This window comes from Shinella sp. AETb1-6, from assembly GCF_009826875.1.
Lineage (GTDB): Bacteria > Pseudomonadota > Alphaproteobacteria > Rhizobiales > Rhizobiaceae > Shinella > Shinella sumterensis.
Genome location: NZ_WUMM01000001.1, coordinates 437786 through 450546, shown reverse-complemented (window position 1 = coordinate 450546; position 12761 = coordinate 437786). Strand labels below are relative to the sequence as shown.

The window sequence follows — 12761 nt, the reverse complement described above, 5'->3', positions numbered from 1 at the left end:
ATCAATTCTATTCGATTGATCGCGGGCGGGACTTGTGATCGGAAGCGATGCGAAAGTGAGAACCATCATGGACACCGCATCGCATCATGCCGACAACAGCTGGCGCGCGCATTTCCGCGCAACCTTGACGCTTGGCGTGCCGCTGATCGGCGCCCAGCTCGCGCAGCTCGGCATCCACACGACCGATGTTGTGATCCTCGGCCGGCTGGGTGCCGCGCATCTCGCGGCCATCGTGCTGGGAAGCCAGTTCTTCTTCACGCTGTTCATTCTGGGTTCGGGCTTCGCCAATGCCGTCATGCCCATGGTGGCGCAGGCCTATGGCCGGGGTGACACCGTGTCGGTGCGCCGTGCCGTGCGCATGGGCATGTGGGTGGTGCTGATCTATGCCGCACTGATGATACCCATCTTCTACAATGCGGAGCGCATCCTGCTCTATGCCGGCCAGAAGCCCGAAGTGGCGGCGCTCGCCGGCAGCTACCTGAAGATCGCCCATTGGGGCATGGCGCCGGCACTGCTCTTCATGACGCTGCGCGGGCTTGTCAGCGCGCACGGCCGTGCCGGCATCGTGCTCTATGTCACGATCGTCATCCTCACGGTCAACGCCTTCTTCGCCTATGCGCTGGTGCTCGGCCATTTCGGCTTTCCGGCCTGGGGCATCGAGGGAGCGGCCGTGGTCTCCTTCGGCGTCAACCTTCTCAGCTTCGTGCTGATTACCGCCTATATCCAGTCGCGGCCCGCCATGCGGCGCTACGAGCTCTTCGTGCGCTTCTGGCGGCCCGACTGGGCCGCATTCCGGGAGGTCGTGCAACTGGGGCTGCCGATCGGCCTGACCATGCTGGCGGAAGTAAGCCTCTTCACCGGCGCCTCGCTTTTGATGGGCCGTCTCGGCACGCTGGAGCTTGCCGCCCACGGTATCGCGCTTCAGCTCGCCTCGCTCGCCTTCATGATCCCGCTCGGACTGGCGCAGGCCGGCACGGTGCGTGTCGGCGTGGCCCATGGGCGCGGCGATCGTCTGGGTGTGGTGCGTGCGTCCTGGGCGGTGCTCGCCGTCGCCGCGACCATCGCTGTCTTCGGCGGCCTGCTCTTCGCGCTCGTTCCGCGCGAACTCGCCGCTGTCTTCCTCGACAAGGCCGGCAAGGATTCGGCGGCGGTGCTGGCGATCGCCGGCCCCTTCGTGGTGGTCGCCGGCCTCTTCCAGCTGGTCGACGGCCTCCAGGCCATCGCCGCCGGCCTGCTGCGCGGTCTCAAGGACACGCGGATACCCATGGTTCTGGCGCTCATTTCCTACTGGCCGATCGGCTTCCTCTGCGCATGGTTCCTGGCCTTCCCGGCGGGCTTCGGCGGGGTCGGCATATGGTTCGGCTTCGTCAGCGGGCTGGCCGCTGCCGCCGTGCTGCTCAACTGGCGCTTCTACCGCCTCGTGCGACAGCGGGTCTGATGGACGGCGCGCACTGACGGGTATTCACAAACTGAAAAGGCCCCGGACATGTCCGGGGCCTTCCTGTTTCCGTAGGTCGGAACCTTACGCGCGTTCCGGCAGGGCTTCCTCGCCCTTCTTCGCGCGCACCAGATTGATGAAGCGGCGGAAGAGGTAGTGGCTGTCCTGCGGGCCGGGGGAGGCTTCCGGGTGGTGCTGCACGGAGAAGACCGGCTTGCCGACGAGGCGCAGGCCGCAATTCGTGCCGTCGAACAGCGAGACGTGGGTTTCCTCCACGCCGTCGGGCAGCGACGACGAGGCGACGGCGAAGCCGTGGTTCATCGAGACGATCTCCACCTTGCCGGTCGTGTGGTCCTTGACCGGGTGGTTCGCGCCATGGTGGCCCTGGTGCATCTTCTCGGTGGTGGCGCCGACGGCGAGGCCGAGCATCTGGTGGCCGAGGCAGATGCCGAAGATCGGCAGGTCGGTTTCGATCAGTTTCTTGATGACCGGCACGGCGTATTCGCCCGTCGCGGCCGGGTCGCCCGGGCCGTTGGACAGGAAGATGCCGTCGGGCTTCTGCGCCAGGACGTCATCGGCGCTGGAGGTGGCGGGCATGACGGTGACCTTGCAGCCGAGGCCGGCGAAGAGGCGCAGGATGTTGCGCTTGACGCCGTAGTCGAGGGCCACGATGTGGTACTTCACGTCGCTGTCGGCGAGGTTTTCATAGCCTTCGTTCCACACCCACGGCTTCTCGCTCCAGCGCGAGGACTGGCCGGAGGAGGCGACCTTGGCGAGGTCGAGACCGACAAGGCCGCTCCATGCCTTGGCTTCGGCCTTCAGCGTCTCGATGTCGAAGACGCCGTTCGGGTCATGGGCGATGACGGCGTTCGGCGCGCCGTTCTCGCGGATCCAGGCCGTCAGCGCGCGGGTGTCGATGCCCGAGAGGCCGATGATGCCGCGGGCCTTCAGCCAGGCGTCGAGGTCCTTGGCCGAGCGGTAGTTCGAGGGATCGGTGATGTCGGCCTTGAAGATGGTGCCGACGGCGCCGTGGCGGGCGGCCGGCGTCAGGTCCTCGATATCCTCGTCATTGGCGCCGATATTGCCGATATGCGGGAAGGTGAAGGTGACGATCTGCCCGAGATAGGAAGGATCGGTCAGGATTTCCTGGTAGCCCGTCAGCGCCGTGTTGAAGCAGACTTCCGCGGTCACCTTGCCGGTGGCGCCGATGCCCTTGCCTTCGATGACGGTGCCGTCGGCCAGCACGAGCAGGGCGGTCGGCTTTTCAGAGGTCCATGCGGGGGTCGAGGTCATGTTCATCCCGTTTCCGGCACCGGACGCCGCCGGCTTGAAAGCCGCGGGGCCAGGCACCATTTGAGGTCGCAGGCAAGGGCGCGCGGAAACCCGCGTTGGTTCGCCCTGATTGCCAAATTTCGTGCAGGTGCCGGAAAATAGACAAAGCGGATGGCGGGGTCAACCGCCGCCTGTGGATTGCGTGGAATTATAAAGCGTTTTGAATCATGCGCTTACGCAATCCGTTTGCGGTCGGGCCCGTTGCCGGTCTATGAGCATGCACAATCGAACGACGACAAGGGCCTGTCGCGCATCCGGCGCCGGCGGCCTTTCATGGAGAAAATGATGCGCGAAATCTTCGCAAACGACCTGAAGGAAGCCCTCAAGGCAAAGGACGCCTGCCGTGTCTCCACGCTGCGCCTGATCCAGGCGACGCTGAAGGACCGCGACATTGCCAACCGCGGCGCGGGCAAGGGCCCGGTCGAGGACGACGAAGTGTTGCAGATCCTCGCCAAGATGATCAAGCAGCGCGAGGAATCGTCCAGGATCTTCGCCGATAACGGCCGCCCCGAACTCGCCGCGCAGGAACAGCAGGAAATCGCCGTCATCAAGGGTTTCCTGCCCGAGCAGCTTTCCGACGAGAAGGTGCGCGAACTGATATCGGGCGTCATCACCGAGATCGGCGCGCAGGGCCTGCGCGACATGGGCAAGGTCATGGCCGTGCTCAAGGAGCGCTATCCGGGCCAGATGGACTTCGCCAAGGCCTCCGGCGTGGTGAAGGACCTGCTGAAGTAAGACGGGAAGGGCGGCTTGGGCCGCCCTTTTCCTTTGTGCCGCCGCCTGTGGATTGCTGTGGGTGACGGACTATCGCTGGCGGCGGGGCGTCCGCGTGGTTATATGAACCTCGACCGAGGTAACCATGCGCTTTTCCAATGCCTTCCTAGACGAGATCCGTGACCGCGTTCCCATTTCGGACGTGATCGGCCGGCGCGTGACCTGGGATCGCAAGAAGACCAATGTTTCGCGCGGCGATTACTGGGCCTGCTGCCCGTTCCACGGCGAGAAATCGCCGAGCTTCCACTGCGAGGATCGCAAGGGCCGCTATCATTGCTTCGGCTGCGGCGTGTCGGGCGATCATTTCCGCTTTCTCACCGATCTCGACGGGCTGTCCTTCCCGGAGGCCGTCCAGCAGATCGCCGACCTCGCCGGCGTGCCCATGCCCCAGCCCGACCCGCAGGCGGAGCAGCGGGAAAAGGAGCGCATGGGCCTCGTCGAGGTCATGGAGATGGCGACGCGCTTCTTCGAGGACCAGTTGCAGACCCCGGCCGGCGCCAAGGCGCGCGCCTATCTGCGCGACCGCGGCCTGACGGGGCGCACCATCGAGACGTTCCGCCTTGGCTATGCGCCGGAAAGCCGCAATGCGCTGAAGGAGCATCTGGCGCGCAAGGGCGTGCCGAAGGAGGCGATCGAGGCCTGCGGGCTCGTCGTGCACGGGCCCGAAATCCCCGTTTCCTACGACCGTTTCCGCGACCGCATCATGTTTCCCATCCATTCGGTGCGCGAGAAGGTCATCGCCTTCGGCGGCCGCGCCATGTCGCCGGATGCGCCGGCCAAGTATCTCAATTCCAACGAGACCGAGCTCTTCCACAAGGGCAGCGTGCTCTACAACCATGCCCGCGCCCGAAAGGCCGCGCAGGGGGCCGGCCGCGTCGGCAATGCCGGCCAGGACGACCGGGCGACCGGCACGATCATCGCCGTCGAAGGCTATATGGATGTGATCGCGCTCCATCAGGCCGGCATCGAGAATGCGGTGGCGCCGCTCGGTACGGCGCTGACCGAAAACCAGCTCGACCTTCTGTGGCGCATGACGCCGGAGCCCGTGCTGTGCTTCGATGGCGACGGGGCGGGCATCCGTGCGGCCAACCGCGCCGCCGATCTCGCCCTGCCGCTCATCAAGCCGGAGCGCACCGTGCGCTTCGCGCTTTTGCCCGACGGCAAGGACCCGGACGATCTGGTGCGCCATGAAGGCCGCGCGCCCTTCGACAAGGTCATGGCCAGCGCAAGGCCGCTCGCCGACATGATCTGGAACCGCGAGGTGCAGGGCGCGAATTTCGACACGCCGGAAAGCCGCGCGGCACTGGAGGCGCGGCTGCGCCAGGTCACGGCCGTCATCGCCGACGAGGACGTGCGCCGCCATTACCAGCAGGCGATGCGCGATCGGCTGAACAGCTTCTTCCGCCCAGTGCCGCGGCAGGGCGGCGGCAATTTCGGCGGCAACCGCCAGCAGAGGGGCGGCGCGCGTGGCGGCCAGCAGCGCAATGCGGTTGCGACGGGTATTTCCGACCGGCTTGCCCGCTCGGCGCTGGTGCGCGGCGCGCAGGAACTGCCGGCGCTGCGCGAGAGCGTTCTGGCGCTCACCGTCGTCAACCATCCCGGCCTGCTGTTCAGCGATTACGACGATATCGCCAGCATCGAGTACGACAACCGCGATCTCCAGCGCCTGTGGTCGGCGCTGCTCGGCATTGCCGGCTCCGTCGGCGCGCGGCTGGAGCGCGACCGGCTGATCGAGGATCTCGAAACGGCGGGCTTCGAGGCGCTGCTCAAGGGGCTGGAACAGCAGATCCGCAATTCACGCCTGTGGACCGCGACGGCCGAGGCCGCGCCGGAAGATGCGCGCGAAGGCTATCTCCAGGCGCTCGCCCTGCACAAGCGCACCCGCGCGCTGCTCTGGCAGCGCCGCGAACTGGAGCGGGAACTGGCCGTTTCCACCGAGGAGGGCGACGACGAGCGCGTGCCCCAGATCCTGCGCGCCCTTCAGGAGGTGCAGCTGGAGACCGTGCGCATGGAGAACCAGGAAGCCATCATCGAAGGCTTCGGCGTGCTCTCCGGCCGCGTGAAGGGGCCGGCCGGCAAGTAGGGGTAAACGACCTCGCAAAGGTTGCCTCCCCACGCTGCAAACCCCATAGTCCGCCGTGAACGAAACGGGATTCGCATGCTCGACACCTCCACCGCAACCGCCCGCCCATCTCCCCTCGACGTGTTGAAGCGCGTCTATGGCTACGATGCCTTCCGCGGCAAGCAGCAGGCGGTGGTGGAGCATGTCACGGATGGCGGCGATGCGGTCGTGCTCTTCCCCACCGGTGCTGGCAAGTCCCTGTGTTTCCAGATCCCGGCGCTGTGCCGCGATGGTGTGGGGATCGTCATCTCGCCGCTGATTGCGCTGATGCGCGATCAGGTGGAGGCGCTGAAGCAGCTTGGCGTCAGGGCGGCGGCGCTCAATTCCTCGCTGTCGCGCGAGGAGTTTTTCGCCGTGCGAGATGCCATGCGCGCCGGCGAGCTCGACATGCTCTACGTCACGCCGGAGCGCATCGTCACGGATGGTTTCAGCGACCTTGTGGCGGGCGCCCGCATCGCGCTCTTCGCCATCGACGAGGCGCATTGCGTCTCGCAGTGGGGGCATGACTTCCGGCCGGAATACCGCACGCTCGGCATGCTCGGCGAACGTTATCCCGGCGTGCCGCGCATCGCGCTGACGGCGACCGCCGATCCGCATACGCGCGAGGACATCATCGAGCGCCTGGGCCTCGACAGCGCGGAGGTCTTCACCACCAGCTTCGACCGGCCGAACATCTCCTACGAGATCGCCGAGCGCGACCAGCCACGCCAGCAGCTCCTGCGGTTCCTTTCCAAGCATCAGGGCGAGAGCGGCATCGTCTATTGCCTGTCGCGCGCCAAGGTCGAGGACACGGCGGAGTGGCTGAACACGCAGGGCGTGCGCGCGCTACCCTATCACGCGGGCTTCGACCGGGCGGTGCGCGATGCCAACCAGGATGCGTTCCTGAAGGAGGAAAACCTCTGCCTCGTGGCGACCGTCGCCTTCGGCATGGGCATCGACAAGCCGGATGTGCGCTATGTCGCGCATCTCGACCTGCCCGGCTCGGTGGAGGCGTACTACCAGGAGACCGGCCGTGCGGGGCGTGACGGCCTGCCGTCGGATGTCTGGATGGCCTATGGCATGGCCGATGTCGTGCAGCGCCGCAAGATGATCGACGAGGGCGGGGCGGCCGAGGAGATCAAGCGCATCGAGCGCGCCAAGCTGATGTCGCTGCTGGCGATCTGCGAGACGGCCGGTTGCCGCCGGCAGGCGATCCTTGCGCATTTCGGCGAGAGCCATGCGGGCCGCTGCGGCAATTGCGATACCTGCCGCAATCCGGTCGAGACCTGGGACGGCACCGAGGCGGCCATCAAGGCGCTGGCCGCGGTCTACCGCACCGGCGAGCGTTTCGGCGCTGCCCATGTCATCGATGTGCTGGTGGGCGCCGTCAACGAAAAGACGGAGCGTTTCGGCCATACCGAAATGCCGGTTTTCGGCGCGGGCAAGGACGTTGCCAAAAGCGTCTGGCAATCGATCTTCCGCCAGCTCATGGCCATGGGGCTGGTCAGTGTCGACCATTCGGCCTTCGGCGCGCTGAAGCTGGAACCGGAGGCGCGTGCCGTCTTCCGTCGGGAGCGGGAGGTGCTTTTGCGCAAGGACCGGCCGCAGACCGGCCGAAAGGCCCGGGCGGGGGGATCGCCCGCGTCGCGCGAACGCTCCAACCTCAGCGGTTCCGACCTGGCGCTGTTCGAGGCACTGCGCGCCGAGCGCCTGGCCATCGCCAAGGATCTCGATGTTCCGCCTTACGTCGTCTTCCCCGACACGACGCTGATCGCGCTCGCCCGCGAACGTCCGGCCGATCTGGAGGAGCTTCTGGATATTCCGGGCATCGGCGTCTCCAAGCGCGATCGCTTCGGCGAGGCCTTCCTGGCCGTCATCGAGGATTTCGCCGGTTAGAGCATTTACAGCCGAAGCGGGATCGCTTCGGCGTCGGACAATGCGGCAAAGAAGCTACATCCTGACCGTCATGCCGCCATCGATGACGAGCACATGGCCGTTGACGAAGGAGGCGGCGTCGCTGGCAAGGAACAGGGCGGCGCCGGTAATCTCGTCGGGGCGGGCCCAGCGCTGGACGGGAATGCGCTGGCGCACGAAGGGCATCAGCTCCTCGTTGGCGGCCATCGCCGCGTTGGTCTCGGTCGCGAACCAGCCGGGCGCGATGGCATTGCTGGTGATGCCCAAGGGGCCGTAATCCACGGCCATGCTGCGCATGAGACCGGTCAGGCCCTGCTTGGCGGCGGGATAGACCCCGTCATTGGGCATGGCGACATGCCCGCCGATGGAGGTGACGGCGATGAGCCGGCCGTGGCCGTTCTTCTTCATCAGCGCGGCGGCGTCGCGCGAAAGGCTGATGGCGGCCGAGAGGTCGGTGAGGATGAGGTCGTCGATGGCGGCGTCGTCCATGTCCGCGAGGGCGCGCCGGTCGCGCGCGCCGACATTGTTGACCAGCACGTCCAGCCGGCCATGCCTGGTCTCGATGTCAGCGAGCGCCCTGCGCTGGGCCGCCCGGTCGGCGATGTCGAAAGCCGCAGCGGAGGCCTGGCCGCCGCCGGCGGCGATCCGGGCGACGGCCTCCTCCAGTGTCGCGGCGGTGCGTCCGCTCACGACGACATGCGCGCCGGCCTGCGCCAGCCCCAGCGCGATCTCGAAGCCGAGCCCGCGGCCGCCGCCGGTGACGAGCGCCACACGACCCTTCTGGGAAAACCGGTCCAGTATCGTCATCGCCCCAACCCCCGTTGTTCCCGCCACCGGACAATGGGAATGCCGGGCTGTCAAGCCTGCTCTGGTCACCGGCCCGCCATGGTGACTGCCGTCACCCCTCGCTTTTCCGCATGTCGAAAACGCGTTATGTCCTTTCTCTGAAAGGATCCGCGATGGCTCAGAACATCTATGACCAGCCTGCTTTCTTTGAGGGATACAGCAATCTGCCCCGTTCGCTTTACGGACTTGCGGGTGCGGCAGAATGGGGCTCGGTGCGGGCGATGCTGCCGGACCTCGCGGGCAAGCGTATCGTCGATCTCGGCTGTGGCTTCGGTTGGTTTGCGCGTCATGCGGCGGGCGAGGGCGCGCAGAGCGTGCTGGGCCTCGATCTCTCGCAGAACATGATCGCCCGCGCGCGCGCCGAAACCACTTCACCGGTCGTGCGCTACGAGATCGCCGATCTCGACCGGCTCGACCTGCCGGCGCAGGCTTTCGATCTGGCCTATTCGTCGCTCGCCTTCCACTATACCGCGGATTTCGAGCGGCTGGTTCGCACGATCCATGCCGCGCTGGTGCCGGGCTCGGATTTTGTCTTCACCATCGAGCATCCCATCTTCATGGCGCCGTCCGCGCCCGATTGGGCCGAGGTCGGTGGGAAAACGATCTGGCCGGTCGATGGCTACCTTGTCGAAGGCCAACGCACGACAGATTGGCTCGCCGAGGGGGTCGTCAAATATCATCGCACGCTGGGCACGACGCTGAACGCGTTGATCGCGGCGGGCTTCACGCTTCGCCATGTCGAGGAATGGCGGCCGAGTGCCGCGCAGCTCGCCGAGCATCTGGAATGGCGGGTCGAGCTTAACCGACCGATGTTCCTGCTGATCGCCTGCGGGCGTCCCTAAGCATCCATCCTGAGAGGACCGAGCCATGAAAAGACTGAAATTGCCGCTCGATGGTGCCTGCCGTTGCGGGCGGGTCAAAATTCGCGTGAGTGCACCGCCGCTGATCACAATGGCCTGCCATTGCACAGGCTGCCAGCGCATGTCGGCCAGCGCCTACTCGCTGAGCGCAGCGATCCCGACTGAAGGGTTTGCCGTTATTGCCGGCGAACCCGTCGTTGCCGGTGCCAGTCCGCATATCGGGCATCATTTCTGTCCGGATTGCATGACATGGATGTTCACGCGGATGCCCGGGCTGGATTTCTTCGTCAACGTTCGGCCGACCATGCTGAACGATGTGGCGTGGTACAGTCCCTTCGTGGAAACCTACACGAGCGAGAAACTGGCCTGGGCAACGGTCCCTGCCGTGCATAGCTATACGAAATTTCCTGAAATGAGCGAGATGGAGCCTCTGATCGCCGCCTATGCGGCCAGCGTCGCCTGATCCGCCGAATGTCCTTTCCAGCCGTGAGTGCGCGACCATGACGTCCACCTTTATCACCCATCTGCAATCCGAGATCGAGGGCCTCAAGGCTGGCGGCCTTTACAAGTCCGAGCGTGTCATCACCTCCAAGCAGGCCGGCGAGATCGCGGTCCAGTCGGGCGAGCGGGTGCTGAACTTCTGCGCCAACAACTATCTCGGCCTCGCCGACAACGCGGAACTGGCCGAAGCCGGCAAGGCGGCGCTCGACCGCTACGGCTACGGCATGGCCTCGGTGCGCTTCATCTGCGGCACGCAGGAAGAGCATAAGCAGCTGGAGGCACGCATTTCCTCCTTCCTCGGGCTGGAAGACACGATCCTCTATTCCTCCTGCTTCGATGCCAATGGCGGCCTGTTCGAGACCCTGCTCGGTGAAGAGGACGCGATCATCTCGGATGCGCTGAATCACGCCTCGATCATCGATGGCGTGCGGCTCTCCAAGGCGAAGCGATTCCGTTACGCCAACAACGACATGGGGAGCCTTGAAGAGGAACTGAAGAAGGCGGAGGGCAGCCGCTTCAAGATGATCGCCACCGACGGCGTCTTCTCCATGGACGGCATCATCGCCAATCTCGGCGGCGTCTGCGACCTCGCCGAAAAATACGGCGCGATGGTCATGGTCGATGACAGCCATGCCGTCGGTTTCGTCGGCAAGCATGGGCGCGGCTCGGCCGAACATTGCGGTGTTGAAGGCCGCGTCGATATCATGACCGGCACGCTCGGCAAGGCGCTGGGCGGGGCCTCGGGCGGCTATACGTCCGGCAAGCGCGAGGTGGTCGAATGGCTGCGCCAGCGCTCGCGGCCCTATCTCTTTTCCAACACGCTCGCCCCGGTCATTGCCGCCGCCTCGCTCAAGGTCTTCGATCTCATCGACCACGGCGATGCGCTGCGCGCGCGCCTCAATGCCAATGCGGACCTCTTCCGCAGCGAGATGACGAAGCTCGGCTTCACGCTGGCGGGCGAGGGGCATCCCATCATTCCCGTCATGCTCGGCGACGCCGCGCTGGCGCAGGAAATGGCGAGCCGCATGCTGGCGAAGGGCGTCTACGTCATCGGCTTCTCCTTCCCCGTCGTGCCGCGCGGGCAGGCCCGCATCCGCACCCAGATGTCGGCCGCGCACAGCGAGGCGGATGTCCGCAAGGCTATCGACGTCTTCGCTGAGGTGGGACGCGAACTCGGCATTATTTGAACTGTCTTCTGAATCCCTTGCGGAGGTTTCGTCATGTCGAACATGATGCGTGCGCTGGTTAAGGCAAAGCCCGAGGTCGGCCTGTGGATGGAGCACGTGCCCGTGCCCGAGGTCGGCCCGAACGATGTGCTGATCCGGGTCAAGAAGTCGGCGATCTGCGGCACGGACGTGCATATCTGGAACTGGGATCACTGGGCGCAGAAGACCATTCCGGTGCCCATGGTCGTCGGCCACGAATTCGTCGGCGAGATCGCCGAGATCGGCTCGTCCGTCACCAAGTACAAGGTCGGCGAGCGCGTCTCGGGCGAAGGGCATATCGTCTGCGGCAAGTGTCGCAACTGCCGCGCCGGGCGCGGGCATCTGTGCCATTACACGAAGGGTGTGGGCGTCAACCGGCCGGGCTCGTTCGGCGAATTCGTCTGCCTGCCGGAATACAATGTCGTGCCGATCCCCGATGACGTGCCCGACGAGGTGGCGGCGATCTTCGATCCGTTCGGCAATGCCGTGCACACCGCGCTTTCCTTCGATCTCGTTGGCGAGGACGTGCTCGTCACCGGCGCCGGCCCGATCGGCATCATGGGCGCGATGGTCGCCAAGCGGTCGGGCGCGCGCAAGGTCGTCATCACCGACATCAATCCCGTCCGCCTCGAACTCGCCCGCAAGGTCGGCATCGATTACGTCGTGGATGCATCCAGCCAGGACCTCGCGGACGTCATGACGCAGATCGGCATGACCGAGGGCTTCGACGTGGGGCTGGAAATGTCGGGCGCGCCGCCGGCCTTCCGCTCCATGATCGACACGATGAACAATGGCGGCAAGATCGCCATCCTCGGCATCGCGCCTGAAGGTTTCGGCATCGACTGGAACAAGGTCATCTTCAAGATGCTGACGCTCAAGGGCATCTATGGGCGCGAAATGTTCGAAACGTGGTACAAGATGATCGCTTTCGTGCAGGGCGGCCTCGACCTTGCCCCGATCATCACGCACAGGATCGGGATCGACGACTTCCGCGACGGCTTCGAGGCGATGTGCTCGGGCAATTCCGGCAAGGTCGTCATGGACTGGTATTGAGGCTTGCCACGCGGGCGGCGAACACAGGCAGGGAGGAGACGCGATGAGGTATGAGGGAAGCTGCCATTGCGGCAACATCGCCTTCGAGGTGGAGGGCACGTTCGACAGCGGGCTCGACTGCAACTGTTCCCTGTGCCGGCGGCGTGGCGGGCTGCTGGCCTTCGTTCCGGCGGAAAACCTGCGGCTGACGACGCCGCGCGAGAACCTGTCGACCTATACGTTCAACCGCCACGTCATCCAGCATCACTTCTGTGCCAATTGCGGTATCGCGCCCTATGGCGAGGGCACCGACCCCAAGGGAAACCGCATGGCGGCGGTCAATCTGCGCTGTCTTCCGGCAATCGACATCGAGGCGCTGACGATCACAAAGGTGGATGGGCGTTCCTTCTGACCTTCTGAAGCGAATCGCCTTGGCCGGATCGCCGGACATCAGGCGTTGGCAGGCCCTTGTCTTTGGGCGAAGAGCGCCTACATGAGGGACAATCACCCTGCTATGCCGGCTTTCCCGCCTAGAAACCCGAATCGTAGGCTTTTACGGGTTTTTTGCCGGAAAAGCTTGACGCAACCGAAAATTCTGGGAATCACCATTGTTGGCGAGCAAGGAATGGGTACGGCTATCGGGAAGTCATGCAGTCGTGTCGCCTCGGCGGCGCGTTCACAAGCCCGCAGGCCGGGCGTGGTTAATCGGGATTTAATTGTCCATCCGTTAGGTCAGGGATGCTGATTCGCGGTAACGC

Annotated in this window: 11 protein-coding genes; 9 read left to right on the top strand and 2 right to left on the bottom strand. The window is 65.2% G+C overall.

The annotated features are described in order from the left end of the window. The first annotated feature begins 67 nt into the window (after positions 1-67). On the top strand, positions 68-1438 hold the full coding sequence (locus GR158_RS02095; protein WP_160869653.1) for an MATE family efflux transporter: 1371 nt from the start codon (positions 68-70) through the stop codon (positions 1436-1438). Between the two features lie 84 nt (positions 1439-1522). Here GR158_RS02095 and carA read toward each other — a convergent pair whose 3' ends face one another. Then, a complete protein-coding gene (carA, locus tag GR158_RS02090) occupies positions 1523-2731 on the bottom strand; it encodes a glutamine-hydrolyzing carbamoyl-phosphate synthase small subunit (RefSeq protein ID WP_160869651.1) in 1209 nt (402 codons plus the stop codon). 324 nt (positions 2732-3055) lie between these two features. On the opposite strand from carA, the gene GR158_RS02085 reads away from it, so the two are divergent. From GR158_RS02085 to recQ, 3 genes are all read left to right on the top strand, one after another. Beyond that, positions 3056-3505 carry a GatB/YqeY domain-containing protein gene (locus tag GR158_RS02085; RefSeq protein WP_134647140.1) on the top strand — a complete coding sequence of 150 codons (450 nt, stop codon included), beginning with the start codon at positions 3056-3058 and terminating at the stop codon, positions 3503-3505. Between the two features lie 124 nt (positions 3506-3629). Further along, on the top strand, positions 3630-5627 hold the full coding sequence (gene dnaG / locus GR158_RS02080; protein ID WP_160869649.1) for a DNA primase: 1998 nt from the start codon (positions 3630-3632) through the stop codon (positions 5625-5627). 75 nt (positions 5628-5702) lie between these two features. Then, positions 5703-7541 carry a DNA helicase RecQ gene (recQ, locus tag GR158_RS02075; protein WP_134647144.1) on the top strand — a complete coding sequence of 613 codons (1839 nt, stop codon included), beginning with the start codon at positions 5703-5705 and terminating at the stop codon, positions 7539-7541. A 54-nt stretch (positions 7542-7595) separates the two neighbouring features. Here the strand turns inward: recQ and GR158_RS02070 are convergent, their stop codons facing one another. After that, positions 7596-8366, bottom strand: a complete 771-nt coding sequence (locus tag GR158_RS02070) for an SDR family oxidoreductase (RefSeq protein WP_160869647.1) — start codon at positions 8364-8366, stop codon at positions 7596-7598. A gap of 152 nt (positions 8367-8518) precedes the next feature. Here GR158_RS02070 and GR158_RS02065 point away from each other — a divergent pair, with 152 nt between their 5' ends. Genes GR158_RS02065 through GR158_RS02045 form a run of 5 tightly spaced genes read left to right on the top strand, consistent with a single transcriptional unit; the run spans position 8519 to position 12415 of the window. Beyond that, on the top strand, positions 8519-9247 hold the full coding sequence (locus GR158_RS02065) for a bifunctional 2-polyprenyl-6-hydroxyphenol methylase/3-demethylubiquinol 3-O-methyltransferase UbiG (RefSeq protein WP_160869645.1): 729 nt from the start codon (positions 8519-8521) through the stop codon (positions 9245-9247). 25 nt (positions 9248-9272) lie between these two features. Continuing rightward, positions 9273-9728, top strand: coding sequence for a GFA family protein (locus tag GR158_RS02060; RefSeq protein ID WP_160869643.1), 456 nt, complete (start codon positions 9273-9275; stop codon positions 9726-9728). Positions 9729-9765: 37 nt separating this feature from the next. Continuing rightward, positions 9766-10953 (top strand): glycine C-acetyltransferase, encoded by a 1188-nt coding sequence (locus GR158_RS02055; protein WP_160869641.1) that lies wholly within the window; start codon positions 9766-9768, stop codon positions 10951-10953. 33 nt (positions 10954-10986) lie between these two features. Beyond that, positions 10987-12024, top strand: coding sequence for an L-threonine 3-dehydrogenase (gene tdh / locus GR158_RS02050; protein ID WP_160869640.1), 1038 nt, complete (start codon positions 10987-10989; stop codon positions 12022-12024). Positions 12025-12067: 43 nt separating this feature from the next. Next, complete coding sequence (locus GR158_RS02045; protein WP_134647156.1) at positions 12068-12415, top strand: GFA family protein; 348 nt, start codon at positions 12068-12070, stop codon at positions 12413-12415. Positions 12416-12761: the final 346 nt, after the last annotated feature.

Bases quoted from the DNA above. Each gene is read 5' to 3' on its own strand.
- GR158_RS02095 (WP_160869653.1), top strand. From the start codon at position 68: ATGGACACCGCATCGCATCATGCCGACAACAGCTGGCGCGCGCATTTC.
- carA (WP_160869651.1), bottom strand. From the start codon at position 2,731: ATGACCTCGACCCCCGCATGGACCTCTGAAAAGCCGACCGCCCTGCTC.
- GR158_RS02085 (WP_134647140.1), top strand. From the start codon at position 3,056: ATGCGCGAAATCTTCGCAAACGACCTGAAGGAAGCCCTCAAGGCAAAG.
- dnaG (WP_160869649.1), top strand. From the start codon at position 3,630: ATGCGCTTTTCCAATGCCTTCCTAGACGAGATCCGTGACCGCGTTCCC.
- recQ (WP_134647144.1), top strand. From the start codon at position 5,703: ATGCTCGACACCTCCACCGCAACCGCCCGCCCATCTCCCCTCGACGTG.
- GR158_RS02070 (WP_160869647.1), bottom strand. From the start codon at position 8,366: ATGACGATACTGGACCGGTTTTCCCAGAAGGGTCGTGTGGCGCTCGTC.
- GR158_RS02065 (WP_160869645.1), top strand. From the start codon at position 8,519: ATGGCTCAGAACATCTATGACCAGCCTGCTTTCTTTGAGGGATACAGC.
- GR158_RS02060 (WP_160869643.1), top strand. From the start codon at position 9,273: ATGAAAAGACTGAAATTGCCGCTCGATGGTGCCTGCCGTTGCGGGCGG.
- GR158_RS02055 (WP_160869641.1), top strand. From the start codon at position 9,766: ATGACGTCCACCTTTATCACCCATCTGCAATCCGAGATCGAGGGCCTC.
- tdh (WP_160869640.1), top strand. From the start codon at position 10,987: ATGTCGAACATGATGCGTGCGCTGGTTAAGGCAAAGCCCGAGGTCGGC.
- GR158_RS02045 (WP_134647156.1), top strand. From the start codon at position 12,068: ATGAGGTATGAGGGAAGCTGCCATTGCGGCAACATCGCCTTCGAGGTG.